The sequence below is a fragment of the Candidatus Effluviviaceae Genus V sp. genome (genome assembly GCA_014728125.1).
GTDB lineage: Bacteria > Joyebacterota > Joyebacteria > Joyebacterales > Joyebacteraceae > WJMD01.
Genome location: WJMD01000014.1, coordinates 1 through 26160, shown reverse-complemented (window position 1 = coordinate 26160; position 26160 = coordinate 1). Strand labels below are relative to the sequence as shown.

The following is a 26160-nucleotide window of genomic DNA, read 5'->3' as shown; positions in this document are numbered from 1 at the left end:
CTAGGAACCCTCCAGATCGGTCCGGGTCAGGAGCCACGCCATCGTCCGGGTGTCGTAGACCAGTTCGAAGAAATCCTCCTCGGTCGTGACGACCGAGAAATGGTGGTGCTTGTACTGCCCCTCGCGCACCTCCCAGCGGCCGGTGATGCGGTCGACGTCGACGACGCGGTTCCGCCACCGGAAGCGCAGGGGGTCGAGCCGGCCGCCGCTGAACCGCGTGAGCACGGTGACGGGCTCGTTGATCTCCTGGATCATGTGGTCCGGTCCTCTTGCTGTTGTCCCTCGCATGTCCCCCACCGCACCTACGGCAGCGCGCCGACCGGCATGAGTCCGAACGGCTCGACCTCGGGCTCGCCGAGCACGCCGGCGACATCCTCGTCGGAGAACGCGCCGACGAACACGGTCCCCAGACCCAGGCTCTCCGACTGCAGATAGATGTTCTCCGCCACCGCGCCGACCTCGATGTGGACGTATCGCTCCGCGCGGGCACCGTACTTGGCCGCCGTCCTCCCGGGGACCGCGCCGATGACGACCACGGCCGCCGCGTCGGCGACCCACTCCTGCGAGAGCGCTGCGTCCGAGAGCATGGGCCGCACGTCCGCGATCTCGACGACCGCGAGGTCGTGCGCCTCCGGGTCGTAGTGATAGAGCCCCGCCGGCAGGTCCGTGACGCGTCCGGCCGCGACGTAGAGCTCGATGGGGTAGAGCGCGCCGGCGGACGGCGCCGCCCGCCGCCCCGCCTCGGTCTCGCCCTGCGCCGCCCAGAGGAGCTGCGAGAGATCGGCGAGCGGGATCGGCGCATCCGAGTAGGCCCTGACCGAGCGCCGTCCGCTGATCGCCCGCTCGACCGGCATGGAACTGATCCTGGGCGCCGGCAGCGCGACCCGGTCGGGCCGGACCGCCCGCGCAGCAGAGAGATTGGTGGTCGCTGTGTCCACCGAACGCTCCATCTCCTTCGCGGGCGCCGGCCCGTCGAGCACGAGCAGGGCGCCCATGATGAGGATGACGAGCGCGATAAAGGAGAACGCCTGCGTCGCCGAGCCTCGTCGTTCTCTTCTGCGTACGTTGTTCATATCCTTCCTCCTCCTTCCGGGGGCGCTTCCGGTGTCCGCCGCGGAACATGTTCTCCGCCGCGATATCCGGAAGGGCCCGCACTAGAATCTCCGCATCAATCCGACGACCGTTCCGAGGATCCGCGCCTCCGCGTCGCCCTCCCTGAGCACGATGTCGTCGTACTCCGGGTTCCGCGCCTCGAGGACGACCTGCTTCCTGCGACGCGTGTAGACCTTGACCGTCGCCTCGTCGTCGATGAGCGCGACGACGACATCCCCGGTCTTCGCAGTCGGCTGCGGGTTCACCGCGACGACGTCGCCGTCGAGGATGCCCGCGTCCCTCATGCTGTCGCCGGTCACGCGAAGAGCGAAGCAGCCGTCGCCCCGCACGAACATGTCGTCGACCGCGATCTCGTCCTCGACGTTCTCGATAGCGAGGACCGGCGCGCCGGCGGCGACGCTGCCGACGAGCGGGATGCGGGCGACGTCGGCCCTCGCGGCGGGCGCGTGGTGCTCGAGCCATTCGATCCCGCGCGAGATACCCTTGTGACGCCGGATGTATCCCCGCTCCTCGAGCGCGTCGAGGTGGTAGCGGACCCCGTTGGTCGAAGCGATCCCGAACGCGTCACCGATCTCGCGGATCGTCGGAGACCGGTCGTGGTCGCGGATCGTCTCGACGATGAAGTCGAGGATCCTCTGCTGCGTTGCTGTCAGGTCGTGCCGCATCGCCACCCTCCCGGAGCGTGTCGCAGCGGGCGTGTCCCGTCCGCCGTTTCAGCAGAAGGGCAGCCTGGAAGCCCCCCTGCACATCCGTGCACCAGACTACTGCACACATGTGCACCCGTCAAGGGGAAAAGAGAGGGCCGCCTGACAGGGCGGCCCCCTGGAAAAGCTCGTGCTGTCGACGCGGTGATGCCGGACGGCTCCCGTCCTCCGATCGACCTAGCTCCCGACCTCCTCGATCCACGCCTTGACCCTCGCTTCGATCCGGTCCCGTACCTGACGGAACTTCTCGAGCCTCTCCTCCTCGGCGCCCTCGTGCGCCGCGGGATCGTCGAACGGCCAGTGAACACGCCGGCCGACGCCGGGAAACGCCTTCGGACAACGCTTCTCCGCCTCGCCACAGACGGTCACGAGGTACCCGAAGTGCTTCCGTCCGAGGTATTCGTCCAGGCTCTTCGAGCGCTGTCCAGCGAGATCGTATCCGACCTCCTCCATGACCTGTCGGGTCATGGGGTTGATCTCTGACGGCTCGAAGCCCGCGCTCGCCGCCTCAAAGCGGTCCCCTCCGTGTCTCCGAAGAAACGCCTCGGCCATCTGACTTCTCGCCGTGTTGCCGGTGCACAGGAAGAGCACGGCCGGTCTGTTCACTGAGTCCTCCTGACTGCATCAATGGCGTTCAGCATCTCGCCGAGCACGTACCGTCTGAACAGCGCCTCGTCCTCCACGAACACCCATATCCCGTCGAGCTTCGACCACGCGACCTCCTCTCCGTCCTCGAGGACGGAGAGCACGAGAGAGCTCTCGAGGATGTCGTATCGCTCGACGAGGCCTTCTTCGCCTTCGTCGTCCAGGTTGACGGTCCGCCACGTGACGGTTCCGCGCTCAAGCTCCGGGGAAAGCGAGTCCGCCAAAACGCCGGCCGTGTACTCCTCGAACCTGACACAGTTCTCGCAGCGGGCCGTTCTGTGGAAGTACAGGACGTCGACCCTGTCGGGCACGGCTCTCAGACTGTCGATCGCCGTCGAGTCGGTCGGGGCGCGCTGAGGTCCGGGCGACGCTGTGTCCGCCGGAACGGACGGCACCGCGGACGCGTCGGCGCCGCCGCTCCCGTCGCCGGCCGGCGACGTAAGGAACAGGACGGACAGAGCCAGAACGGCGATGTTCCTTCGAGACGTCACCTGCTCTCCTTCAGCAGCGAGACGATCTCGTCCTTCGTCATCACGCCCCCGGAGGACTTGACCTCGCCGTCGACGGCCAGCCCCGGTGTCATCATGATGCCGAACGCCATGATCTCGTTGATATCGGTCACCTTCTCGATCTCGACGTCCGCGCCGAGTTCGGCCGCGGCCGCCTCCGCGTTCGCCGCGAGCTCCTTGCACTTGGGACATCCCGTCCCGAGGATCTGAACCTTCACATCCAACCTCCTATCCGCTGATGAGACCGAACAGGAACCCGCTGACGGTCGCCATCACGACGACCAACGCCACGTAGACGAGCGTCTTCCGCGTGCCCATGACCGAGCGGATCACGAGCATGTTCGGAAGCGAGAGCGCGGGCCCCGCGAGCAGTAGAGCCAGCGCCGGCCCCTTCCCCATCCCGTTCCCGATGAGCCCCTGAAGGATCGGCACCTCGGTCAGGGTGGCGAAGTACATGAACGCGCCCGCGATGGCCGCGAAGACGTTGGCGCCGAGGGAGTTCCCGCCGACCGCGCGACTGACCCACTCCGACGGAATGATTCCCTCGCCGCCGGGTCTGCCCAGCAGCAGCCCCGCCACGACGACGCCGATGAGCAGCAGCGGGAGGATCTGCTTCGCGAACCCCCACGTCGACTCAAACCACTTCCTGCCGTCGCCGCCGGACAGGTTGAGGACGAACGACAGGCCGACGACGCCGACGGCGAACGGGACCAGGGGGCCGCCGGTCAGCCAGGCGGTCGCGGCGACGACGACTCCGACCGCGGCCAGCGCGACCGGGCGCACGCCGAACCAGAGAACGAGCACGACGCCGAGAAGGGCCGTCAGTCCCGACGTGATCCACCACTTCGCCTGGTGGACGGCACGCATGAGCCCTCCGGAATCGGAGGCCGCGCCCCAGTTGGCGAAGACCAGAATGGCCACGAGAAGCGCGAAGTACGTCGCGTTCTGCCAGAGCGGCCGCCCGCCGTCATCGTCGGGCCCCTCCGTGTGTCCGGCCGCCCTGACGAGCTCCTCCCTGCGGAAGATGAGATGCATCGCGAGCCCGATGACGACGCTGAACACGACGGCGCCCACGGCTCTCGCGAGTCCGATCTCCGGTCCGAGGACGCGCGCCGTCAGGACGATGGCGAGCACATTGATCGCGGGGCCGGAGTAGAGGAACGCCGTGGCCGGCCCCAGTCCCGCGCCGCGTTTGTAGATGCCCGCGAAGAGCGGCAACACCGTGCAGGAGCAGACCGCCAGGATCGACCCCGAGACGGCAGCGACGCCGTAGGCCAGGACCTTGTTCGCCCTGGGTCCCAGGTATCTGAGCACCGCCCGACCGCTGATGAAGACGGCGATGGCGCCGGCTATGAAGAAAGCCGGGATGAGACACGTCAGGACGTGCTCGCGCGCATACGACCGAACGAGGAGGAGCGACTCCCTGAGCGCGTTATCGAAGCGGGGCGCGCCGACGGGCAGGTGGAACGCGACGACGAAGACGAGCACCATCGCCGCGAGGACCTTCCACTCTCTCTTCAGATCCATGGTCTCTCTCCCGAAGCGAGCCGCCCGGACGTCACAGGCGGGTCACCAGCAGGTAGACCCCGCCGGCGATCACGAGCACACCGCACGCCCTCCGAAGCCATATGGCGCCGCCTGAGCGCTCGGTCCAGTTCAGATAGCGCTGGACGACCTCAGTGAACGTCCCCGCAAGGACGATGACCGCGCAGTGCCCGATGCCGTACGCCAGAAGCAGAACGACGCTGTAGGCGAGGCTCGTGCCCGCGATGCCCAGCACGACGCCGAGCATGGGGGCCATGTAGGCGAAGGTGCAGGGCCCGAGCGCGACGCCGAAGATGAGCCCGAGCACGAAGGCCGCGAGCCCGCCCTTGCGCTTCACGGCCACGCCGCTCGGACCCGACCACGGCGCGGGCACAAGGCCGATGAGGTGAAGACCCACCAGCACGAGCACACCGGCTATCACGTACGTCGTGACGCTTCCGAGGTCTCCCATGATGCGTCCGGCCGCGGCCGTGGCGACCCCGATGGCCGCGATGGTGATGAGGATGCCCACGGAGAAGTAGAGGGAGATCAGGAAGGCGCGCCTCGTGGAGATCCTCCCTTGCCCATCGACGAACCCGACGATCAGCGGGATGCTGGCGAGATGACAGGGGCTCAGGACGACGCTCAACACGCCCCAGGCGAGCGACGCCGAGAGCGCCACCAGCGGCGCTCCCTGAACTGCCCTTGTGAGGTTCGCGAAGAGCTCACCCATGCTGCCTGCATCCTCCCCTGTCAGGTGGTCCGGAACCTAGCTTGTGGGTGAGGACGGCTCGAACTCATATCCGAGCTCCCGCCACTTCGCCAGGATCTCCTCCCTGGAGTAGAAACCCTGGTGACGGAAGAGCTCGTCGCCGGACTCATCGAGAAAGAGCTGCGTTGGGATCACGTTCACGCCGTACTCGCGAGCGGCCTCGGGCTCCTTCCAGACGTCGATGAAGACGACCTCGAAATCCCCCTCGTACGTCGTCCGCAGCTCCTCGAGAATGGGCGCCATCATCTTGCACGGCGTGCACTTGTCGGCGCCGAGGTCGATCAGCTTGGGCAGGTCACGGTTCGCGACAGCATCGCCGGAGGACGGCGCCGTCGTGTCCCCTCGGGTCCTCCCTGCGTCTCCGTCCGAACGGACGCCTGCGTCCTCGCCGCTCCTGTCGCACGCGGCGACGAAGCACGTCAGGATGAGAACGAGCGCCAGAACCGATCTACCGAATCGGCCCCGCTTCGCTGCAGTGGCTCCTGTCATCACGAATCGGTTCTCCTTCCCCGGAGCACGGCCTCGACACATTCGAAGAACCTCAGCACGCACGGCACCTGCAGATGGTAGTAGATGTGCGAGCCGCGTTTCTCGGCCGAGACGATGCCGGCCGAGCGCAGGACCGAAAGATGACGCGACACCGTCGACATGTCCGCGCCGACGAGCTCCGTCAGGTCGTTGACGCAGCGCTCTCCCTCGGAGAGGACATCCACGATGTAGAGGCGCGTCGCGTGGGCCATCGCCTTGATGATCTCGGCGCGCTCCCTGTACGTCGCCTCCTCCTCAGAACGCATGGGAAGCTCCCTTCTCAAACACTTGCGCATTTTACCAAATCGCCAAGACTTGCGCAAGGGCAGGCGCCCGCTCAAAACGCAGAGAGGCCCCGGGAATCGCGTCCCGGGGCCTCCTGTCGTCACACGCCTCAGCTCCGGAGAAGCCGGCGCGATCTCGTCTTCCTCTAGTACCCGCTCCCCATCGAGGACAGCGCACCCATGAGTCCGGCCGTCCCCATGACGATCATCGAGATGATCGCCACGACGATGCCGATGAGCGCCAGGATGCCCTGGATGGTGAAGTACGTCTTGACCTTCGAGAGCGACTTGTGGAGCTCTCGCTTGTCCCCCATCTGATGCGCTCCCTCGACGGCGCTCGCCGACTGGAACAACAGCACGCCGAGCCAGATGGGAAGCCAGCAGACGATGATGCCGACGACCGTGAAGATCATGATGATGCCGTAGATTATCATGAGGACGCCAAGGAACTTCATCCAGCCCTTCGCTTCGAAGAGCGGGCTCGAGACGTCCTTGACGATCTGGTCTCCGCCCGACGGCGCCGGGGACGACTCCGGAACCTGGGGCTTCTCCGCATACTCGCCCATCTCACACCTCCAGCAGGGGCCCACGCCGACTCCACACGCCGGCAGACTAGCAGGGCGTCTGAACGCCCGTCAAGCACTGTAACGCTATTCCTCGCCTGACCCGCCATCGTGGTCGTGACCGAAGTCGTCGCGATCGTAGGTCATGCCGGGCTTCCATGCCGACATCGCCCTCAGCCGCTCGATGATGCCGGGGAGCGTTTCAAGCGTCCTGTCGACATCCTCGCCGGTCGACCACCGGCCGAGCGTTAACTGAAGCGACCCGTGGGCCTCCTCGTGGAGCACCCCCATCGCGATCTGCACGTACGACGGCTCGAGCGTCTTGACGGAGCAGGCCGACCCGGTCGAGGCGCGGATGCCCTCCATGTCGAGCGACAGGATGAGGCTCTCGCCCTCGATGTACTTGAACCGGATATTGACGTTGTTCGGAAGCCGCCGCTGCCGCGAGCCGTTGACCTCCGCGTCCTCGATGGAGCCGAGGATACCCTCGAAGAGGCGGTCGCGAAGCGATCTCACGCGCTCGACGTCGGACGCCATCTCGTCGGCCGCGAGCTCGGCCGCCTTCCCGAAGCCGACCAGACCCGGGACGTTCTCGGTGCCGGACCGGAGCCCCCGCTCCTGCCCGCCGCCGTGAAGGACTGCCTCGAGCCGGGTCCCCTTGCGGACGTAGAGGGCGCCGACGCCCTTCGGTCCGTAGATGTCGTTCGATGAGAGGGTCACGAGATCGAACGGGAGCGTCGAGACGTCGACCGGGACCCAGGCCTGGGCCTGGACGATGTCCGTGTGGAACAACACGCCGCGGTCCTTCACGAGCGTGGCGATCTCGCCGACCGGCTGAATGGTGCCGACCTCCCCGTTCGCCGTCATGATGGAAACGAGGATGGTGTCGTCCCGGAGCGCCTCCTTCACGGCCGCCGGATCGACGGTCGCCTCCGAGTCGACCGGGAGATACGTGACCTCGAATCCCTGCTTCTCGAGATACTTGAGCGGCGTGATGACCGAGCGGTGCTCGATGACCGACGAGACGATGTGCCTGCCCTTGTCGGCCATCCTCCGGGCGACGCCCTTCAAGGCGAGATTGGATGCCTCGGTGGCGCCCGACGTGAAGACGATCTCCTTTGGCTCACCGCCGATGAGGGACGCGACGCGCGCCCTGGCCGTCTCGACGGCCTCGCGGGCCGGGTCGCCGTCGGAATGGAGCACGGCGGGGTTTCCGAACCGCTCCGTCATGTAGGGAAGCATCTCCTCGACGACGCGCGGGTCGACCGGCGCGCCCGACTGGTAGTCCAGATAGCCTCGCGCTGCCGGAACCTCCGGCATGGATCCTCCCTTCGCTGTGACAACAGAACGCGTCAAGAGATGTCGCGCGTCCGTCAGAAGCTGATGACGGCATCGGCCTCGAGCATGAGGTCGTTCAGTGTGGCGGCGCCGACGACGTCGCACTGCCCGATGTAGTCGCCGCGCGACAGTCCGAGCATCTGGGTGCTCTGGTCGCACGCCTGGAGTTTCACGCCAGCATCGGCCGCCCGCCTGAGCACGTCGGAGAGCCTGGGAAAGCCCCCGAGCTGCACCCGCTCAGCCTCTCCGGCCTTGACGACCGTCACGCCCTTCCCGAGGAAGTAGACGATCGCGTCGATGCCCATCGATGCGGCGGTCGTAGCGAGGACGAGAGGCGCGTAGGTCCTCTCTGGCGTGTCGACGCCCGAGGTCTGAACGTACAGTATCCGCTTCCTGTCTGCCACGGCTACCTCCGACGGATGAGGAACCTGAATGTCCCTTCGGTCTCATCGACCGACACCAGTTCGTTGCCCGTCCTCCTGGCCCAGCTCTCGATGTCCGACCTCGAGGACGGGTCGTCCGCGAGCACCTCGAGCACCTGTCCAGGGTCGAGCGCCTCGACGGCCTCGTTCGTGCGGATGACGGGCTCGGGACAGAACTGTCCGATCATGTCGAGCGTGTCTGCGATCTCGGGGTTCTGTCGCTCGGACATGGAACACCTCCCCCAAATAGAAGACCCGCGAGCCCCGTGCCAGGATGCGCGCACAGTAAACAAGACGAAGCCCGCGAGTCGATTGTGCTCACCTCTGTGTTCTACATCTTGGGATGCCGACACGGGCCCCGGGATTCGCGCCTTATGAGAGGCCGAGAACGAGGATCAGAAGCCGTCGGATAGCCGAGAAGTAGGGATCGAGAAGGCCGAAGAAGACGAGGGCGATGATCACGAACATGCCGTAGCGCCCGAAGGCAAGGTATCGACCCGCCGTGTCGGGCGGAAGCACGGCTGCGACAAGGCGCGAACCGTCGAGCGGAGGCACAGGGATGAGATTGAAGAACGCGATGATCATGTTGAACCACGCGCCCAGCATCCCGATGAACTGGACCCACGTCGGCCAGCCGAGATGCACCGCCGTGCGGAAGATGAGCGCGTAGACGATGACCTGGAGGAAGTTGGACCCGGGGCCCGCCGCCGAGGTGATGGCGAACCCGCGGAGCGGGTCCTTGAAGTACCGGATGTCGACCGGCACCGGCTTCGCCCATCCGATGATGAGCGGCATGCCCGTCACACGGCTCGTGAGGAAGAGAATGCCGGGCACGAGGATGCTGCCGAACGGATCGATGTGCGGGATGGGATTGAGCGTGAGCCGGCCCATTCTCCGGGCCGTCGGATCGCCGAGCTGCTCAGCGGCATACCCGTGCGAGACCTCGTGCACGATGATGGCGAACATGAGCACGACGATCTGAATGATGATGACGACGGGCCTCGACAGGCCGAGCCCCGTCTGCGTACTGGCCAAGGCCAGGATCTCGTCGAGCCCGACGCCCATGAGCCCCGCCGCCAGGCAGGATGGAGCGAAGCGCATCGTTCCTTCCGGCACGTTCACGCGCCCTCCCTCCAGGCGTCGACGAGCCCGACGATCTCGGGGAACGTCGTCATGATGTCGCAGTCCACCGGACCGTAGGCCCCTACAGGATCGAAGAGCACGGGACGGATGCCGGCGCCCCGCGCGCCGACCACGTCGACCGCGTAGTAGTCGCCGACGTAGACCACCTCCTCGGGCGACAGCCCGCCCAGGTCGAGGGCCGCCCGGAAGATCGCGACGTCGGGCTTGCTCGTACCGACGACCGCCGAGTCGATGACGAAGTCGAAGTCGTCGCGGATGCCGATCCCCCTGAGCCTGTCGTCGAGACGACCGTCAGAGTTCGAGACGATGCCGATGACATCGACCCTCTCGCGCAGCGCCCCGATCGTGTCGCGGTACCCCTCGACGGGCACCTTCCAGATGCCGAGACCTTCGTCGTTGGCGTCGCGCGTGAGCTCGATGGCGGCCGGGATGCTCTCCTCCGCCAGACCGAGATGCCTGTAGAACGGTGTGTAGTAGATGTCCCAGAAGGACATTACATCACGCCCGGACGACGAAGCCACCGCCTCATCGAACGCCGAGCGCGCGTGCGCCTCGGCCGCGACGGCATCATCGACGCCGATCGCAGCGCCGAGCCTGCCGGCCACGTCACGGTAGATCCCGTAGTCTGGAAAGATGAGCGTGTTGCCCGCGTCGAAGTAGACGCCCCGGATCATTGCCTCCCTGGATGGTCGCGCGTTTCAGTCAGAGGCGGCCCGGTCGACCATCGCGCCCGCGTTGAGCGCGTGGAGCCAAGCGTTCTTGTAGTGGCTGAGCGCGGTCCTCTCGGACCCGATCGCCCCGCCCTCGGCGGCCTGCCCTGACGCGAAGGCGGTCCGCATCGAGGTCGCGGCGAAGAGCGCCGTCTGAAGCTCCAGATCTTCCCTGAGCCGGCGGTCGACCTCCTCGAGCACGTCGAGCCGTTCGCTCTGCGGGTCGTTGTCGCTGTACCCGGCGTCCTCCCTGTAGCGCGCCTCGATATCGTCCCTGACGCCGGCGACATAGTTACCCGTGTAGTAGACGCCGTACTCGACCAGCAGCCTGTCGGCCATCACGATACGTCTCGCCAGATCGCTCACCCTGGTCGTGACGATCTCATCGAGACCCTCCATCTCGAGGATCCCCTGGACCATATCGCCGACGACCTCCTGATCGCGAAGGAATACCTTCCACGGGACGGCGTAGTGCCCGTTCTGCCGAGGCGCGTCCTCGACCATATCCAGCGTTCCGAGGATCTCCTGGAGCGCGGTCGCCATGCCCCCGAACGCGAGACTCGATGTCCGAGCCTCCTCGAGGGCCGGGACTATCCGCGCCGCGAGCCGCCGGGCCTCGCTCGTCGCCAGAAGGACCTGGTCCCACTCGGCGTCCAGAAGGGTGCTGCCGCTCTCCCGAATCTCCCACACAATCTCCTCGAGTTCGTCCGCCTTCGCAACCACTTCGTTCGCCACGGTTCCCAGGTTCGCCGTCGCCTGGTTGATGGTGACCGCCGACTCCGCGATCGAGCTGTACTCACCCTTGTCCAGCGCGCGGCGGCCGGCGCGCGCGCTCGACGAGAGCTCGCCGCCGATCCGGTCGGCGGCCTGGCCGAGCGCCAGCAGGCGGTCGACGGTGTCCTCGAACTCCCTCGCTATCTTCCGGCTCTCCCCCGCGGCGGACTCGTGCCACACGACGAAGCCGAACAACGTGTCGCGGACCGCGCCCTCGGCCGTCACCAGTCTGGAGATGCCGCGGATCCCGAACGCGGAGTCGATCTCACCGATCTGCGCGATCGTCGACTCGATGCGCTCGGTCACCCCCGCCAGCTCCCCGGCCGACGCGAGAACCAGGCCCATCCCCGTCTCCTCGTCCGTCTCGGCGAGCGTGACCGCCTCGCCCGCAACACCCTCGATGAAGGCCCGACGGTGCTCCAGGGACGACTCGACGAGCCAGCGAGGGAGCGGGACGTTGTAACCGTACCCGCTCTCAGGCGGAGCCGTCGGCGTCATGTACGGGGCGGTCTCCTGTGCGGCCGCCGACCCGCCGAGAACGACAACGGCCGCCGTCAGCCACACGAGACGCAGCATCATCGGTCTCAACGCCCTCTGTTCTCTCATCGTGCCTCCCGTTGTGCATCGAGTCGGACGCCCGGACTGAGGTCCGCGCGTCCCTGCGGATGGTACCACAAGGTCGGCGGACGCACCAAGCTGCCCGGCCGCCTCCTCCTGAGCCACTTGCCCTTCGACCCTTCTCCATGCATAATCGTTTCCCGAAGTACAGATGTAACAACGAGAAGCGGAACTGACGCACCACTCAATCCGAAAGGAGCCTGCATGTCTGCGGGAAGACACCTAATACTCCTCTTTAGTGTGTTCGTCGCCGCAACGGCACCCGCCGTGCCGACGGCCGCGGCCCCCGAGCCGCTCGAGCTCGACGAGGCCGCGCGGATCATCGGCGAGGCCGGCGGCGTCGAGGAGCACCCGGACGCGAACGCGGTGGTCATCTTCGACCGTACGCTGGTCGAGTTCGACGAGACGGGCGCGTTCGAGCAGTACAGCCACTCTCTCACGAAAGTCCTGACAGACGAGGGCGTCGACGACTTCGCCGACCACTCGGCCGTCTACCACCAGCGCTACGGCACCAACGAGATCCTGATGGCGCGCGTCATCAAGCCGGACGGTTCGGAGATCGTCGTCGGAGACGAGTTGGTCACGGACGGCACGCCTCCCTCGCTCTCTGCGATGAACATCTACGAGACCGATTTCCGGGAGAAGACGATCGTCTTCCCGAACCTCGAGCCGGGCGACGCCATCGAGCTCCTGACGCACGACGACTACGAGCCGCTCATCGAGGACGCCTTCGCACAGACGTTCTACCTCCAGTTCAGCGAGCCGATCCTCGAGTCGAGCGTGACGATCCAGGGTCCGCCGGACATGCCCCTGAAGCACGCCGTCGTCGGCGACGTCGAGGTCGAGTTCGAGGAACGGTCTGTCGTCGAGGACCCGGACCGCGGCGAGGGCGGGGACTGGACGTACTACACATGGACAGCCCGGGACGTTCCGAAGATCGAGCGGGAGATCGGTATGGCGCCGATGGCGCAGATCGCCACGCGCGTCAACGTCTCGACCGTCCACGAGTGGGAGGAGCTCTCCGACAAACTCTGGCGGATGTACGACGACAAGTGCATCGCCGACGATCAGGTCCGCGAGCTGGTCGCCGACCTGACGGAGGGCCTCGAGACGAAGGAGCAGAAGATCCGCGCGATCCACTACTGGATTCTCGAGAACGTCCGCTACCTGGGGATCGGGATGGACTTCGGGGCCTTCCTCGAGCCGCACACGCCTGCGTACACCCTCGAGAAGGAGTACGGCATCTGCCGCGACAAGGCCGTTCTCATGGTGGCCATGCTCGAGCAGATCGGCGTCCCCGCGTGGGTGACGGTGATCAACGTTTCTAAGAAGACCGACCCCGAGGTCCCGAACACGTCGTTCGAGCACGGCATCGTCGCGATCGAGGGCGAGAACGGCGAGTACGTCTTCATCGACCCGACGCAGGAGACCAGCCGCGAGGTCTACGCCACCTACCCCGGGGACCGCTGGGTCATGGTCCTCAGGGAGGGCGGCGAGGAACTCCTCAAGGCCCCGCACTATCCGCCGAGCAGGAACTCCGGAATGATCGTAGAGAAGGCCGAGCTCTCCGAGGACGGATCGATCTCCGGAACGGTGACCGTCACGGGCAACGGGATGTACGAGGAGATCCTCCGCCAGATCGCCAGGGCCACCTCGCCTCAGCAGATGAAGATGATGTGGGAGGAGTCGGTCCAGGCGCTCTATCCGGGCGCCACGATGACGAGCTTCGACTCGTCGGACCCGGAGGACCTCTCGACGCCGCTGACGATCACCGTCGGCTACGCCGTCGATGACTATCTGCTCGACGCCGATCCATATGTGCTCTTCCGTGTCCCGTCGGCCACCGGCGCCTTCGACTTCATGTCACAGCTGCTGGTCGGAAGACTGACGTCGCTCCCCGAGAGGGAGCACCCTGTTCACCTCGGCATCACGATCGGCCTGAACGAGGAGGCCGAAATCGCGATCCCCGAGGGACTCACCGTCAAGAGCATGCCGGACCCGGTCACGTTCGAGCAGGGTGTCGTGTCGCTCGACCTGGACTACGGCTACTCGCCGCCCGCGGAGACCGGAGGCGAGGGTGTTGTCAGCTACTCCAAGTCGTTCGGCGTCGACTCGTTCCAGATATCGCCGGAGGAGTACAAGAACCTGCGCCGCGCGGCCCGCATGGCGGACCGGTCGATCCGCGGCGAGATCATCCTCAAGAGAGAGGAGGGCTAGATGCGACGCTTCGCCTCTGTGCTTCTGATCCTCGCGCTGGCCGCTCCCCTCGCGTGGTGCGACCAGTGGCAGGACGTCGACGTGGCCGAGCTTCGGGAGAACGCGCCGGACGCCGAGGAGTACCCGGACGCCTCGGCCCTGTTCCTGAAGATCCAGAAGTTGATCGACGTGGACGCCGAGGGGGCCGTCACGACAAGGAGAAACGTCCTGACGAAGACCCTGACCCTCAAGGGCCGCGAGAACTACGCGAACCAGTCATTCTACTACAACGCGGACCGCGAGGAGCTCGAGCTTGTGAAGGGCGTCACCATCCGGCGGACGGGCAGGACGGTCGAGATCGAGCCCGACGCCATCAACGACGTCACGCCCGCGTTCCTCGAGGGAGCGACGATCTACGCCAACGTCGTCCAGAAGGTGTTCTCGTTCCCGGTCGTCGGAAAGGGCTCGACGATGGAGCTTCAGCTTCTGACGCGCATGGAGCCCGCGCCCGACGGCAGCTTCTCGGGGATCGAGTACTTCCGGGGAGAGGATCCGATCCTCGACAAGGAGGTCGTCTTCACGCTGCCGGACGGCGTGACACTGACGACGGCGGTCGTTGAGGGCGACGCCGGGTTCGCGGATGCCGATGCCGACTTCGACGATCAGGCATGGCACGTACGGGACGTGCCCGGGCTCGTGCCCGAGGAGAACATGCCCCCGACGGCCGAGCTCTACCCGCGCGCTGTCTACTCCTCGTACGAGGACTGGCAGGGACCGTCGGCCTTCTTCGCCGACGTCTTCTACAAGCACGTCGAGACGGACGGTGACGTCGCGGCGCGCGCGGCGGAGATCACCGAGGGGGCTGCCGACACCGACGGGATCATCCGTGACGTTTTCCTCGAGGTTGCTGAGAACGTCCGGAACGTCTATCTGGATCTCGGCCTCGGCGGCTACGAGCCGAACAACGCGTCGCTCGTCATGGAGAACCGCTACGGCGACACCCGTGACAAGGCCGTGCTGCTGGTCAGCATGCTGCGCGCGGCGGGCGTCGACGCCTGGCCGGTGCTGGTCAACGACGGCCCGGTGACATTCGTCGACGACGTGCCGACGCTGGAGCAGTTCGACAGTATCCTCGTCGCTGTCAGGTCGAGCGACGGCTACCGCTTCCTCGACCCCTTCCTCGACAACGTGCACTACGGCTATCTCTACTGGGGTCGCGGCAACACGGGGCTCGTCGTCATGGATGACGGTTCCGGCGAGCTCGTCGAGATACCGCCCTTCAGTCCGTCCGAGAACGCCAGCGAGCGCAGCATCGTCGCCGAGCTGGACGACGACGGCGCGGCGGAGCTCGTTGCGAACGCCGAGGTGTCCGGGTTCTTCGACCGCAGGTGCAGGGCCGCCCTCAAGGACGCGACCGACAGCGAGGTCCAGAAGTTCTTCGAGGAGGCGACCGGCAGCATCGGTCCCGGAGCCACCGACGTCGAGCACTTCATGACCGATCTCAAGAACCTGCTCGAGCCGGTCAGGGTCCGTCAGACGATCGACGCGCCCGATTTCGCAGTGCCGCAGGGCGACATGATGATCCTCCGCGTCCCGGAGTTCCCGTTCGCCTTCGCGCGCGTCGCCGTCGAGCCGTCGCTGGCGGAGCGGGAGTTCTCCTTCATGCTTCCGGCCGAGCTCGTGAGCATCTACGAGTTCAGGACCCGGATTCCCGAGGGCTACGAGCCGATCCGGATCCCCGAGCCGATCGAGGTCGCGACGGACGACGCCGTCTTCGAACTCGCGTGTGAGTGGGACCGGGAGGAGCGCTCGGTCGTCTGGACCAAGCGCATCGAGTTCCTCTCGAAGCGGGTTCCACCCGAACGGTACGCCGACTTCAAGGCGGCCTACGACCGCCTGCTGTCGCCGAAGAACGGCCTCATTCTGCTGGAGAAGGCCTAGGGGGCGTCGTGGGATTCAGACCACTCGAGGAGATCGCGGGGGCGATCGAGCGTAAGCGCGTGCCGTTCTCCGATCTCATGCCGGGGCGCGTGCGCCGCATTCTCCTGGTGTCGAGCCTGTACGACTCGTTCACGTTCCAGGAGGACGGCAACCTCGGCGAGATGCTCTTCACCGAGTATCAGGAGCTGAACCTGAGCTCCGCCCCGACGATCTTCCGCGTGTCGACCGCGCGCGAGGCCATCGAGCGGGTACAGGAGATCGACCCCGACCTCATCATCACGATGCCGCGCGTCGGCGACATGGACGTCTTCGAGTTCGGCAGGCTCATCAAGAGCCACTCGTCCGACCTCCCGGTCGTTCTCCTCGCCTACGACACGAGAGAGCTCTCGCTTCTCAAGGCGCGGGAGGACCTCTCGTGCGTCGACCGCATCTTCGTGTGGCTCGGCGACGCCCGGGTCTTCCTCGCCATCATCAAGTGGGCCGAGGACCGGATGAACCGCGCGCACGACGCGGCGACGGCCGGCGTCATGAGCATCCTGCTCGTGGAGGACTCTGTCCGCTTCTACTCCGCCTACCTGCCGATGCTCTACGGCGAGATCATGGAGCAGACGCAGGCCCTCATGTCGGAGGGCGTCAACCGCATGCAGCAGCTCATGCGGATGCGGGCCCGCCCCAAGATCCTGCTCGCCACGACCTTCGAGGAGGGACGTGCGATCTACGAGAAGGCCCGCGGGGACATGCTCGGCGTCATCGTCGACGCGCGATTCCCGAAGGACGGCGAGCTGGACGACATGGCCGGCGTAGCCTTCGCGTCCATGGTCAAGGAGCACGACCCGACGACGCCGGTGCTCATCCAGTCGACGACCCGGACCTGCACGGAGGAGGCCTTCAGCGTCGGGGCCACGTTCCTTCAGAAGACGTCGCCGACACTGATGCACGATGTCCGCGCCTTCATGCGGGACCATCTGGGGTTCGGCGACTTCATCTTCCGGACGCCCGACGGCACGGAGGTCGCGCGAGCCGGCGACCTCAGGAGACTCGTCGAGCTGGTGCGAACCGTCCCCGACGAGTCCCTCATGTACCACGCCCGGCGCAACGACTTCTCGACCTGGCTGATGGCCCGGACCGAGTTCGACCTGGCCAAGGCGCTCCGGGCGATCGCCGCGGACGAGTTCGACTCCTCCGAGGAACTCCGGGAGTACCTCCTCCGAGCGCTCAAGGAACACAGATTCCGGGCCCGGGCCGGTCTGGTCGAGGAGTTCTCCAGCGAGACCTTCGAGGCAGAGACTTCGTTCACGCGCATCGGACGCGGGTCGCTGGGAGGCAAGGGCAGAGGGCTGGCTTTCATGAACTCGCTCCTGGACGCCTACGAGATCGAGGACAAGATTCCGGGCGTTCGGATCACGGTACCGCAGACCGCCGTCGTGGCGACCGACGTCTTCGACCGGTTCATGGAGACGTCGGGACTCACGTCCCTGGCGCTCTCCGAGGACGACGACGTGACCATCCGCGCGGCCTTCCTCGCCGCCCGTCTTCCCGAGGAGACCATCAGCGAGCTCCGGGCCTTTCTCTCGCGCGTCCGGTATCCCCTGGCGGTCAGGTCGTCGAGCCTCTTCGAGGATTCCTCGTACCAGCCGTTCGCCGGGATCTACCAGACCTACATGCTCCCGAACACGCACGACGACCTCGAGGTGCGGCTCGACGAACTCTGCCGCGCGATCAGGCTGGTCTACGCCTCGACCTACTCGGCCGACTCGAAGAGCTACATCGAGTCGACGACGAACCGCCTCGAGGAGGAGAAGATGGCGGTCGTCATCCAGCAGATCACGGGGCGGAGGCACGGCGACGTCGTCTATCCGAACGCCGCGGGCGTCGCCAGAACGTACGACCACTATCCCATCAAGCGGATCGAGCCGGAGGACGGCGTCGCCTGCGTCGCCCTCGGGATGGGGAAGACCGTTGTCGAGGGGGGCCGCTGCATCCGGTTCTCCCCGGTGAAGCCCCGGGCGCTCTATCAGTTCTCGACGCCGGACGACTACCTGAACAACGCGCAGCGTCAGTTCTATGCCCTCGACCTGACGAAGAAGGCTCCCGTCCGGAAGCCGACCGACGAGCCGGAGGCGAACCTGACGCTTCTCGATGTCGAGGCAGCCTCTGAACACGGGACCTTCCTCCCCGTCGGCTCGGTCTACGTTCCGGAGAGCGAGCGCATCTACGACGGCTCGGGCAGGCCGGGGGTCAAGCTCGTCACGATGGCCGGGCTGCTCTCGGGCGACCGTTTTCCGCTGCCGGAGACGCTGGCTTTCCTGATGGAGGTCGGGAAGTCGGGCTTCACGTGCCACGTAGAGATCGAGTTCGCGGTCATGCTCAACGAGGACGGACCCCACGAGTTCTCGTTCCTCCAGATCAGGCCCCTCGTCCTCGAGGCCTCGACCGAGGAGATCGACCTCTCCGGCATCGACAGCGACGACGTGCTCTGCTCGTCCGGCAGCTCGCTCGGGCACGGCGCGGCCGAGGGCATAACCGACATCGTGTACGTACGCCCGGACACGTTCGATCGGAACGCGACCGTCAGGATCGCCGATGAGGTCGGGAAGCTCGACCGGTCCCTCCGGGACGCCGGGCGCACGTACCTGCTCATCGGTCCCGGTCGCTGGGGAAGCGCGGACCGCTGGCTCGGGATCCCCGTCAGCTGGCGCCAGATCGCCGGGGTCGGCGCGATCGTCGAGACCGACATGCCCGACATCGCGGTCGACCCGTCCCAGGGCTCGCACTTCTTCCAGAACATCACCTCGTTCGGGATCGCGTACCTGACGGTGCGCCCGGAGGACGAACACTCGTCGCTCGACAGCGAGTGGCTCGACAATCAGCCGGCCGAGGAGGAGACCGGGTACCTGAGGCACATCAGGCTCGAGGAGCCGCTCCGCATCCTCGTCAACAGCACCGACCGGCACGGGGTCATCCTGAAGCCGGGGAAGGACGGACGGAAGACGGACGGGTGAGGAGGCGGGCGCGATCGGGGAGCTTTGCCCCGGGGCGCGGCCCGACAACACGTACAGAGAAGAAGAAGGGGGTCGGCAGTGAGGATGCCGACCCCCTCTTCGTTGTCCGGCGGATCATTGACGCGACCCGCCGTGGTGTGACGGGCTAGATGACGCCCTGGTCGAGCATCGAGTCGGCGACCTTGATGAAGCCGGCGATGTTCGCACCCATGACGTAGTTCCCCTCGTCCCCGAACTCCTTCGAGGTCTCGAAGGCGGCCGAGTGGATCGACTTCATGATGCCCTGCAGGCGGTTGTCGACCTCCTCGCGCGTCCAGGAGAGCCTCAGGCTGTTCTGGCTCATCTCGAGGCCGGAGACGGCGACGCCGCCGGCGTTCGCGGCCTTGCCGGGGCCGTAGAGGATCTTCTTGTCGAGGAAGATCTCGATGCCCTCGGGGACCGTCGGCATGTTCGCGCCCTCGGAGACGACGTAGACGCCGTTCGAGACCAGGTTCTGGGCGTCCTTCTCGCTGATCTCGTTCTGGGTCGCGCTCGGGAAGGCGCAGTCGGCCTTGTGGTTCCAGAGCGGGTTGTGATCGGCGCTCGCATCGCGCTCGGTATAGACGGCGTTCGAGTACTTCGCCGCGTACTCCTTGATGCGGCCGCGCTTGACGTTCTTGAGCTCCATGACGAACGCGAGCTTGTCGCGGTCGATGCCCTCCTCGTCGTAGATGTAGCCGGACGAGTCGGACAACGTGACCGGCTTCGCGCCGAAGTCGAGGAGCTTCTCGCAGGCGAACTGCGCAACGTTGCCCGAGCCGGAGACCAGGCAGGTCTTGCCCTTGAGGTCCTCGCCGCGGGTTCCGAGCATCTCCTGCGCGAAGTAGACGGCGCCGTAGCCCGTCGCCTCGGGACGGATGAGGCTGCCGCCCCAGTTCCGGCCCTTGCCGGTCAGTACGCCGGTGAACTCGTTCGTGAGCTTCCGGTACTGGCCGTAGAGGAAGCCGATCTCGCGGCCGCCGACGCCGATGTCACCGGCCGGCACGTCGGTGTTCGGACCGATGTGACGGAACAGCTCGCTCATGAAGGCCTGGCAGAAGCGCATGACCTCGGTGTCGCTCTTGCCCTTCGGATCGAAGTCCGAACCGCCCTTGCCGCCGCCCATCGGGAGCGTCGTCAGGCTGTTCTTGAAAACCTGCTCGAAGGCCAGGAACTTGAGGATGCCGAGGTTGACGCTCGGGTGGAACCTGAGGCCGCCCTTGTAGGGACCGATCGCGCTGTTCATCTCGATCCGGTAGCCACGGTTCACATGGACATCGCCGGAGTCGTCGACCCACGGAACGCGGAACATGATGATGCGCTCGGGCTCGACGATCCGCTCGATGATCTTGGCCTTGCGGTACTCGGGGCGCTGGTCGAGGACGGGCCAGATCGTCTCCACGACCTCGCACACCGCCTGGTGGAACTCGTCCTGCGCCGGGTTCTTCGCCTTGACGCCATCAAGGAAGGCATCACACGCAGCGGCTCTCGCCATTCTTCACTCCTCCTGCTGGAACGTGAGGAACTGAACTACCGGACGGGCTCTCCCGTCCGCCACCGGGCCCGCTGTGGGCCCACACCGGTCGAACATCGTACTGCTTCGGAGGGCCTCCTTTCGAACACCGACCCCGGGATTCCGGACCTGCTCCGGCCGTCGTCGGCCCGGCCGCCGTCCCGGGTCGGTGCGGCATGGAATGCCCCCGGATGTCTCCACCCCGGGGCGTTTCCTGAGTTCATCTCATGGTAATGAGCGTAACGATGGAGTCTATCACGGCAGGTCGGGAGGGTCAACGCTGAACGGCTGCTCAGTAGAGGCTCCAGGCCGCGGGAGACGACAACTGCAGAGGAATCCGGGGATCGAGGGATCCCGGTCCGGACTCCGGTCTCCGATCGGCGGCCGGACGGCGGGGAGCGGTCAGCGCGTCCTCTCGGACATCACGACGACGTGCTTCTCGCCCTCCGCCACGACCGCGGCGTTCCCGAAGACGCGCCGCATCTGCTTGAGGACGCCGCGGTAGCGCATCAGAACCAGGTACATCCGACCGTGGATCCGGAGATGCTGGTGCGCCTCCTCGACGAGCGGATGGAGGACGTCGACGCCCGCGTGGAACGGCGGGTTCGAGACGACGCGGTCGAAGCGCTCGCCGGGGACCGCGTCGAACCGGTCGCCGAGGACGGCCTCGACCCGCGGCTTGCCGTTCTTCCGCGCGTGGTTGAGGTGGTGCGACCGGATGTTGAGGTCGGCGTACTCCACCGCCCTCGCGTCACAGTCGACCATGACGACGCGGCCGACCGATGCCAGGTGCGCGCACACGATCCCGATCGGACCGTAACCGCAGCCTATGTCGATGACGGAGTGCCGCGGACGCACATCGATCGACTCGATGAGGAGCGCGGTGCCGTCGTCGATGGCCTTCCGCGAGAAGATGCCCGCGCGCGTTCTGAAGCTGTACTTCCGGCCGCGGAGGATCCCCTCGACCGTGTGTTCGTATCGAGAGAGTTCGACGACTTCCGGAGGACGGATGGGGCTGCGCTCCGCCCGCATCACCCAGTAGCCGCCGCTGCGCTTGACGACCTTTGCCGGGCCGACCGTCCGCGTCAGCTTCTTCATGTAGCTTCGCGCGCCGCGGCTCGACTTGGCCACAAGGAAGAAGAAGCCGCCGTGCCGGAGCTTGGGCTGGGCCCGCTCGATCATCTCGAAGATGAGCTCGGTCCCGTCGTCCACGGGAGGGTTCAGAGCGACGATGTTGAACGAACCGTTGGGGAAGCGGTTGAGCGTGTGGTCGAGCAGGACGTGAGCGTTGCGCACCTCGTTCGCCCGCGTGTTCCGCTGCGCCAGTCTCACCGCGCGGATGTCGGAGTCGACCATCTGGATGTCGAGCCCGGGAGCCGAGTCGGCGAGCGCGATGCCGACGGCGCCGTAGCCGCAGCCGTAATCGAGGATGCGGTTGCCGGGCCCGGGCGAGATGGCGTTGACGAGCAGCGATGTCGACTTGGCGATCCTGTTCTTCGAGAAGAGCCCGCCGGCCGACCGGAAGGTCCTCTCGCCGTGCTTCAGGGACGCGGTGATCTCGTAGGAGGTTCTGTCCATGCAGGTTCCTCAAGTCCCGGGAGACCGCACGCGCGGTCACCGGTGCGGTCAGCAGCCGTCGGCTCGAGTGTCTCCCGAGAGAAAGAATGCCCCGCCTGCCTGAGCGGGGCATCCGCGAGCTGGAGTGGATCGTCCAGCGTTCGAGAGCAGTGTCGACGGCACGCGGTCGTATGGGACCGTCTTGAATCTATGTCAAGGCCGACCGGGGAGGTCGACCCGTGACTTCCGTCCTTCGTGTGGGATGATACGTCCACTTGCTGAACTGGTCAAGCGGATTTCCCGTTCCCGAGGCAAGAAAGCCGTGTTCGTCGCCGCGGCGACCGGCGACCGTCCGCTCTCGCGCCCGTCACTCCTGCTCGCTCGGCGTCGCGGGACTCTTCGAGAACCTCCCGAGTCCGACACGCTTCGCGACCATCAGACCGCCGATGAACATCGGGGCGAAGTAGAGCACGAGCCGCCAGAGCAGAAGCGAGACGCCGACGAACGACTCGGGCAGGTAGACCGCGAAGAAGCCGATGTAGCCGCCCTCCCCGATCGCCAGCGAGCCCGGCGTCGGTGAGGCCGTCAGGATCGGCTTGAGGACGCTCTGGAGCACCAGGGGCTCGACGAGCGGACCATCGTAGCCGAATCCCAGGAGGATGACGAGCCCGACGACGAACTCGCAGATGAAGGCCACGACGACCAGGATCGATCCCCAGACGAGCGTCCATCGCCGCTCGCGCCCGAGCGTGCTGAGCGCGCTGCGGAAGATACGCGACTCCTCCTCGATCTCGTCGCGCGCCTGGAGCACCTTCTCCCGGCCGCGTCCCTTGAAGCGCCTGGAGAGGAACCGGGTCACGTGGTCCACGAAGCTGTCGAAGAGCTTCGGCTTCCTGACCATGATCACGAACAGCGCGACGACGAGCCCCGTCGGGATGGCGGAGATGGGAGCGACGATCTTGAGGAAGGCGAGCGTCGAGGGGGGGCCCTCCCACCCCAGCGCGAGGAGCCCCGCCACGACAAGCAGGACGCCGAGAAAGAAGAGCCCCGGGATGAACCCCTTGACGAGGACGGCGGCCGAGGCCCATCCGGCCCTCACTCCTTTCCGCACCAGGAGATAGGCCTGGTACGGCACGCCGGCCGCGCTCAACGGGATCAGCTGACCTACGAAGTAGCCCTCGACCGTCAGTTCGAGCGACTCGAGAAAGGTCACGCCCGGCTCTCCGGACGCCCGGAGGAGCACAAGAAGGCCCAGCGCCTCGAGCACCATCCTCATGAGCTGAACGACGAACAGGACGACGATGAGCACCGCCCCGAACGAGACCACGCCTTCCCAGGTGGTCTCGTCCGTGGTCAGAACCAGCGTGACCGCGAGGATCGCGATGCTCCCGAGCACGAATATCGCCGCCGCCCTGCGGATCTTCGAGAACGGAAGCCGCGGCGCGTCCTGTGTGGCCACTCGAACTCCCCCCTTCCTCCGCGCGCCGACCCGTCCGACCGGGCGCGGCGTCACGAAGCGCGTCTCCCGAGTGTAGGGCCGGGGCTCACAGGGGTCAAGCGGACGCCGCGAGGAGACTGTCACGGGGAACGCTTCTTGCAAAACGCAACAAGACACGCTAGATTGACGCGCCCGGGAGGCCGAAGGGAGGAGCACCATGGTGAGGAATGGGATGAGAGGCTCTACACACGTGGCGGCATGGACTCTGGCGGCGGCGCTCCTCGTCGCCGGTACGGCCGGGGCGGCGTTCCCCGACAGACCGATCGAGGGATTCGGTTCGGACACGACAGGAGGCGAGGGCGGCGAGGCGTACGTCGTCACCTCGCTCGCCGACGACGGTCCCGGCACGCTTCGGGATGCGGTCGAGGGACCGGTGTCGCACCGGGTCGTGACGTTCGCCGTGGGCGGGACGATTCCGCTCGAGAAGACGCTCCGGATCTCGGGACACCATCTGACGATCGACGCGACCGACGCGCCGGCCCCCGGCATCACGATCACGGCGGCGCACGGCGGCATCTACGGTGCGCTCCTCGACATCAAGGAGGCGCACGACATCATCGTCCGCAACATCCGCGTGACCGACGCACCCGACGACAACGCCGGCGACAACCTCCGCATCTGGGACGGCGCCTACAACGTGGTCATCGATCACTGCTCGTTCCGGCGCGCGAGCGACGGCAACGTGGACATCTGCATCAGCGCGCACGACATCACGATCCAGTGGTCGATCCTCGCCGAATGCGTGAAGAACTCGCTCATCAGGACGGGCGTCTCGAACATCTCGCTTCACCACAACCTCTTCGTCAACGGCTACGAGCGGAACCCGCAGTTCGACGACGCATCGAACGTCGACATGGTCAACAACGTCGTCTACGGGTGGGGCTCGAACTACGGGACGCGGACGAGGAACGGGACGACGGGCAACATCGTGGCGAACATCTACGCTCCGGGACCGGGAAGCGATGCGTCGGACGCCGTCGTCATCTCGGGCGACTCGGGTCCGATCTACATGGAGGGCAACGACCTTCCGACGTCCTGCCATGAGAACGGCACCGCGACCACGCGGTTCCCCTCCGCCCCCGTGACCGAGATGGAGGCCGACGACGCGCTCCGCGCCATCCTGAACGAGGCCGGAGCCCATCCCCGCGACGACGACGACACCGACTACGTCGCCGACGTGGCCCAGACGCCCGTCGAGGCCGCGACGTGGGGCGGACTGAAGGCGATGTACCTGCAGGGCTGATCGCCCAGCCTCCCTCCCGCTTCTCCCCCGAGCCACGCGTTCTCCGGCGACCCCGGCTTGCCGCGGGCGGCCCGCGTGCGCTACCATGTTCCCGTCGCTGTCGGGCGGTCCGACCGCCCCGGAAGAACCTCAAGAGCTGAGAGTGTGGAGCTCCATGCCCGCGAACCTGACTCCTGATTACAAGGCCGCCGAGGAACGTTTCCGACAGGCCAGGACGATCGAGGACAAGATCGCGGCCCTCGAGGAGATGATGGCCGTCATCCCGAAACACAAGGGGACGGACAAGCTCCGCGGCGAACTCAGGAGGCGCTACTCCAAGCTCAAGGACGAGCGCGAGCAGCAGAGCCGGAAGAAGAAGGGCGGGATCTCCTACCACATCCCGAAGGAAGACGCGCCGCAGGTCATCATGGTCGGGACGCCGAACACCGGCAAGTCGTCGATCGTGGCGGCCACGACGAACGCGACGCCGGAGGTCGCGAACTACCCGTTCACGACCCGTCTCCCCGCCCCGGCGATGATGCCGTACGAGGACATTCAGATTCAGCTCATCGACGGCCCGCCGCTCTCGCCCGACCACATCGATCCCTGGATGCCCGAGATGATCCGCAACGCCGACGCGGCGATCGTGGTGGTCGATCTCGGCGCCCCCGACTGCGTCGACATGTATCTCTTTCTGAAGGAGGCTCTGGCGAAGAAGGCCATCCGTCTCTCGACGAAGCACGATCCGGGAGAGAACGAGCTTCCGCGCAACGTCAAGCCGGCCCTCATCGCGGCCAACAAGCTCGACAGTCCGGAGGCCAACGAGAACCTCGAGCTGCTCCGAGAGGTCAACGAGGAGGGTCTCACCGTCGTCCCGCTGTGTGCGCAGCTCGGGAAGGGCGTGCCGGAGCTCGAACAGGCGGTTGTCAGGCTCCTCGACATCGTCAGGATCTACAGCAAGATCCCCGGCAAGAAGCCGGACATGAAGAAGCCGTTCGTCGTGCCGCGCGGGAGCACGGTCCTCGACGTCGCCCGGCAGATCCACCGCGAGTTCGGTGAGAACATGAAGTCGGCGCGGGTCTGGGGTTCGGGCAAGTTCGACGGACAGGTCGTGGACCGAGAGCATCTCGTCGAGGACGGAGACATCCTCGAGATCCACGTCGACATGTAGCGCGGGGGGCCCTGCGGGACGCCTGTCACGGGAGATCCGGCCCCGAAATTGCATTCTGAGGAAGGCGGATCTCACGGGGTTTCAAGCCCTGCACCGCGTCCCACGAACGGGAGGTTGGGATGAAGTGGACTGCGACAGCTGCCGTACTGACGGCCGTGTTCCTGACGGCCGCGGCCCACGCGACGACCTGGGTCGTCGACCCATCGGAACCGACGGCCTTCCAGACCATCCAGGCGGCGGTCGACACCGTCGCCGAGGGTGACACGGTGCTCGTCATGCCCGGGACCTACACCGGCGACGGGAACCGGGACATCGACATACCCGACGGGATCAACTTCGTCCTGAAGGGCGAGGGCGGCTCGTCCTCCGTGACCATCGACGGACAGGACCAGATC

Annotated in this window: 26 protein-coding genes; 6 read left to right on the top strand and 20 right to left on the bottom strand. The window is 66.3% G+C overall.

Annotated elements, in window-relative coordinates; translation table 11 throughout:
• The 17 genes from GF405_00785 to GF405_00705 all read right to left on the bottom strand — a co-directional run bounded on the left by GF405_00785 (position 1) and on the right by GF405_00705 (position 11635).
• Complete coding sequence (locus GF405_00785; protein MBD3366691.1) at positions 1-255, bottom strand: hypothetical protein; 255 nt, start codon at positions 253-255, stop codon at positions 1-3.
• A 47-nt stretch (positions 256-302) separates the two neighbouring features.
• Entirely contained in the window at positions 303-950 is a 648-nt protein-coding gene (locus tag GF405_00780; protein MBD3366690.1) for a SagB/ThcOx family dehydrogenase, read from the bottom strand.
• Between the two features lie 204 nt (positions 951-1154).
• Positions 1155-1778, bottom strand: coding sequence for a transcriptional repressor LexA (gene lexA / locus GF405_00775; protein ID MBD3366689.1), 624 nt, complete (start codon positions 1776-1778; stop codon positions 1155-1157).
• Positions 1779-1994: 216 nt separating this feature from the next.
• The gene (locus GF405_00770; protein MBD3366688.1) at positions 1995-2423 is read right to left on the bottom strand and encodes an arsenate reductase ArsC; all 429 of its coding nucleotides are present in this window, start codon (positions 2421-2423) and stop codon (positions 1995-1997) included.
• Positions 2420-2953, bottom strand: a complete 534-nt coding sequence (locus GF405_00765) for a hypothetical protein (protein MBD3366687.1) — start codon at positions 2951-2953, stop codon at positions 2420-2422. Before GF405_00765 ends, GF405_00770 begins: the two co-directional genes overlap by 4 nt.
• Positions 2950-3189 carry a thioredoxin family protein gene (locus GF405_00760; protein MBD3366686.1) on the bottom strand — a complete coding sequence of 80 codons (240 nt, stop codon included), beginning with the start codon at positions 3187-3189 and terminating at the stop codon, positions 2950-2952. The genes GF405_00765 and GF405_00760 overlap by 4 nt, the downstream gene beginning before the upstream one ends.
• Positions 3190-3199: 10 nt before the next feature.
• Positions 3200-4498 (bottom strand): hypothetical protein, encoded by a 1299-nt coding sequence (locus tag GF405_00755; protein MBD3366685.1) that lies wholly within the window; start codon positions 4496-4498, stop codon positions 3200-3202.
• A 31-nt stretch (positions 4499-4529) separates the two neighbouring features.
• Entirely contained in the window at positions 4530-5228 is a 699-nt protein-coding gene (locus GF405_00750) for a cytochrome C biogenesis protein (protein ID MBD3366684.1), read from the bottom strand.
• Positions 5229-5264: 36 nt separating this feature from the next.
• A complete protein-coding gene (locus GF405_00745) occupies positions 5265-5756 on the bottom strand; it encodes a thioredoxin fold domain-containing protein (GenBank protein MBD3366683.1) in 492 nt (163 codons plus the stop codon).
• Positions 5756-6061, bottom strand: a complete 306-nt coding sequence (locus GF405_00740; protein ID MBD3366682.1) for a metalloregulator ArsR/SmtB family transcription factor — start codon at positions 6059-6061, stop codon at positions 5756-5758. The genes GF405_00745 and GF405_00740 overlap by 1 nt, the downstream gene beginning before the upstream one ends.
• A gap of 164 nt (positions 6062-6225) precedes the next feature.
• Positions 6226-6645 carry a hypothetical protein gene (locus tag GF405_00735; protein MBD3366681.1) on the bottom strand — a complete coding sequence of 140 codons (420 nt, stop codon included), beginning with the start codon at positions 6643-6645 and terminating at the stop codon, positions 6226-6228.
• An 84-nt stretch (positions 6646-6729) separates the two neighbouring features.
• On the bottom strand, positions 6730-7962 hold the full coding sequence (locus GF405_00730) for an aminotransferase class V-fold PLP-dependent enzyme (GenBank protein ID MBD3366680.1): 1233 nt from the start codon (positions 7960-7962) through the stop codon (positions 6730-6732).
• A 53-nt stretch (positions 7963-8015) separates the two neighbouring features.
• On the bottom strand, positions 8016-8384 hold the full coding sequence (locus tag GF405_00725) for a sulfur reduction protein DsrE (GenBank protein MBD3366679.1): 369 nt from the start codon (positions 8382-8384) through the stop codon (positions 8016-8018).
• 2 nt (positions 8385-8386) lie between these two features.
• Entirely contained in the window at positions 8387-8632 is a 246-nt protein-coding gene (locus GF405_00720; GenBank protein MBD3366678.1) for a response regulator SirA, read from the bottom strand.
• 142 nt (positions 8633-8774) lie between these two features.
• On the bottom strand, positions 8775-9524 hold the full coding sequence (locus tag GF405_00715) for a site-2 protease family protein (GenBank protein ID MBD3366677.1): 750 nt from the start codon (positions 9522-9524) through the stop codon (positions 8775-8777).
• Positions 9521-10219, bottom strand: coding sequence for an HAD-IA family hydrolase (locus GF405_00710; GenBank protein MBD3366676.1), 699 nt, complete (start codon positions 10217-10219; stop codon positions 9521-9523). The genes GF405_00715 and GF405_00710 overlap by 4 nt, the downstream gene beginning before the upstream one ends.
• Before the next feature lie 24 nt (positions 10220-10243).
• The gene (locus GF405_00705) at positions 10244-11635 is read right to left on the bottom strand and encodes a hypothetical protein (GenBank protein MBD3366675.1); all 1392 of its coding nucleotides are present in this window, start codon (positions 11633-11635) and stop codon (positions 10244-10246) included.
• Positions 11636-11851: 216 nt separating this feature from the next.
• On the opposite strand from GF405_00705, the gene GF405_00700 reads away from it, so the two are divergent.
• The 3 genes from GF405_00700 to GF405_00690 are packed head-to-tail and all read left to right on the top strand — an operon-like array spanning position 11852 to position 18786.
• Positions 11852-13864, top strand: coding sequence for a DUF3857 domain-containing protein (locus GF405_00700; protein MBD3366674.1), 2013 nt, complete (start codon positions 11852-11854; stop codon positions 13862-13864).
• Complete coding sequence (locus GF405_00695; GenBank protein MBD3366673.1) at positions 13865-15784, top strand: DUF3857 domain-containing protein; 1920 nt, start codon at positions 13865-13867, stop codon at positions 15782-15784.
• A gap of 8 nt (positions 15785-15792) precedes the next feature.
• Complete coding sequence (locus tag GF405_00690; protein ID MBD3366672.1) at positions 15793-18786, top strand: histidine kinase; 2994 nt, start codon at positions 15793-15795, stop codon at positions 18784-18786.
• A 145-nt stretch (positions 18787-18931) separates the two neighbouring features.
• Here GF405_00690 and GF405_00685 read toward each other — a convergent pair whose 3' ends face one another.
• The 3 genes from GF405_00685 to GF405_00675 all read right to left on the bottom strand — a co-directional run bounded on the left by GF405_00685 (position 18932) and on the right by GF405_00675 (position 23888).
• Positions 18932-20299 (bottom strand): NADP-specific glutamate dehydrogenase, encoded by a 1368-nt coding sequence (locus tag GF405_00685; GenBank protein MBD3366671.1) that lies wholly within the window; start codon positions 20297-20299, stop codon positions 18932-18934.
• A gap of 420 nt (positions 20300-20719) precedes the next feature.
• The gene (locus GF405_00680) at positions 20720-21895 is read right to left on the bottom strand and encodes a methyltransferase (protein MBD3366670.1); all 1176 of its coding nucleotides are present in this window, start codon (positions 21893-21895) and stop codon (positions 20720-20722) included.
• 346 nt (positions 21896-22241) lie between these two features.
• Positions 22242-23888, bottom strand: coding sequence for a flippase-like domain-containing protein (locus GF405_00675; GenBank protein ID MBD3366669.1), 1647 nt, complete (start codon positions 23886-23888; stop codon positions 22242-22244).
• Here GF405_00675 and GF405_00670 point away from each other — a divergent pair.
• The 3 genes from GF405_00670 to GF405_00660 all read left to right on the top strand — a co-directional run.
• Positions 23773-24615 carry a hypothetical protein gene (locus tag GF405_00670; GenBank protein ID MBD3366668.1) on the top strand — a complete coding sequence of 281 codons (843 nt, stop codon included), beginning with the start codon at positions 23773-23775 and terminating at the stop codon, positions 24613-24615. The genes GF405_00675 and GF405_00670 overlap by 116 nt on opposite strands.
• Positions 24616-24700: 85 nt before the next feature.
• The gene (locus GF405_00665) at positions 24701-25765 is read left to right on the top strand and encodes a TGS domain-containing protein (GenBank protein ID MBD3366667.1); all 1065 of its coding nucleotides are present in this window, start codon (positions 24701-24703) and stop codon (positions 25763-25765) included.
• Positions 25766-25884: 119 nt separating this feature from the next.
• Positions 25885-26160 (top strand): hypothetical protein (locus GF405_00660; GenBank protein MBD3366666.1); only part of this gene is annotated, 276 nt, incomplete at its 3' end.

Excerpts from the sequence above, each read along its gene's own strand:
- GF405_00720 (MBD3366678.1), bottom strand. The coding sequence starts at position 8,632 with ATGTCCGAGCGACAGAACCCCGAGATCGCAGACACGCTCGACATGATC.
- lexA (MBD3366689.1), bottom strand. The coding sequence starts at position 1,778 with ATGCGGCACGACCTGACAGCAACGCAGCAGAGGATCCTCGACTTCATC.
- GF405_00740 (MBD3366682.1), bottom strand. The coding sequence starts at position 6,061 with ATGCGTTCTGAGGAGGAGGCGACGTACAGGGAGCGCGCCGAGATCATC.
- GF405_00745 (MBD3366683.1), bottom strand. The coding sequence starts at position 5,756 with ATGACAGGAGCCACTGCAGCGAAGCGGGGCCGATTCGGTAGATCGGTT.
- GF405_00695 (MBD3366673.1), top strand. The coding sequence starts at position 13,865 with ATGCGACGCTTCGCCTCTGTGCTTCTGATCCTCGCGCTGGCCGCTCCC.
- GF405_00680 (MBD3366670.1), bottom strand. The coding sequence starts at position 21,895 with ATGGACAGAACCTCCTACGAGATCACCGCGTCCCTGAAGCACGGCGAG.
- GF405_00685 (MBD3366671.1), bottom strand. The coding sequence starts at position 20,299 with ATGGCGAGAGCCGCTGCGTGTGATGCCTTCCTTGATGGCGTCAAGGCG.
- GF405_00785 (MBD3366691.1), bottom strand. The coding sequence starts at position 255 with ATGATCCAGGAGATCAACGAGCCCGTCACCGTGCTCACGCGGTTCAGC.
- GF405_00700 (MBD3366674.1), top strand. The coding sequence starts at position 11,852 with ATGTCTGCGGGAAGACACCTAATACTCCTCTTTAGTGTGTTCGTCGCC.
- GF405_00750 (MBD3366684.1), bottom strand. The coding sequence starts at position 5,228 with ATGGGTGAGCTCTTCGCGAACCTCACAAGGGCAGTTCAGGGAGCGCCG.
- GF405_00755 (MBD3366685.1), bottom strand. The coding sequence starts at position 4,498 with ATGGATCTGAAGAGAGAGTGGAAGGTCCTCGCGGCGATGGTGCTCGTC.
- GF405_00710 (MBD3366676.1), bottom strand. The coding sequence starts at position 10,219 with ATGATCCGGGGCGTCTACTTCGACGCGGGCAACACGCTCATCTTTCCA.
- GF405_00735 (MBD3366681.1), bottom strand. The coding sequence starts at position 6,645 with ATGGGCGAGTATGCGGAGAAGCCCCAGGTTCCGGAGTCGTCCCCGGCG.
- GF405_00780 (MBD3366690.1), bottom strand. The coding sequence starts at position 950 with ATGGAGCGTTCGGTGGACACAGCGACCACCAATCTCTCTGCTGCGCGG.
- GF405_00665 (MBD3366667.1), top strand. The coding sequence starts at position 24,701 with ATGTTCCCGTCGCTGTCGGGCGGTCCGACCGCCCCGGAAGAACCTCAA.
- GF405_00730 (MBD3366680.1), bottom strand. The coding sequence starts at position 7,962 with ATGCCGGAGGTTCCGGCAGCGCGAGGCTATCTGGACTACCAGTCGGGC.
- GF405_00705 (MBD3366675.1), bottom strand. The coding sequence starts at position 11,635 with ATGAGAGAACAGAGGGCGTTGAGACCGATGATGCTGCGTCTCGTGTGG.
- GF405_00675 (MBD3366669.1), bottom strand. The coding sequence starts at position 23,888 with ATGCCGCCGTGCGCCGCCGTGATCGTGATGCCGGGGGCCGGCGCGTCG.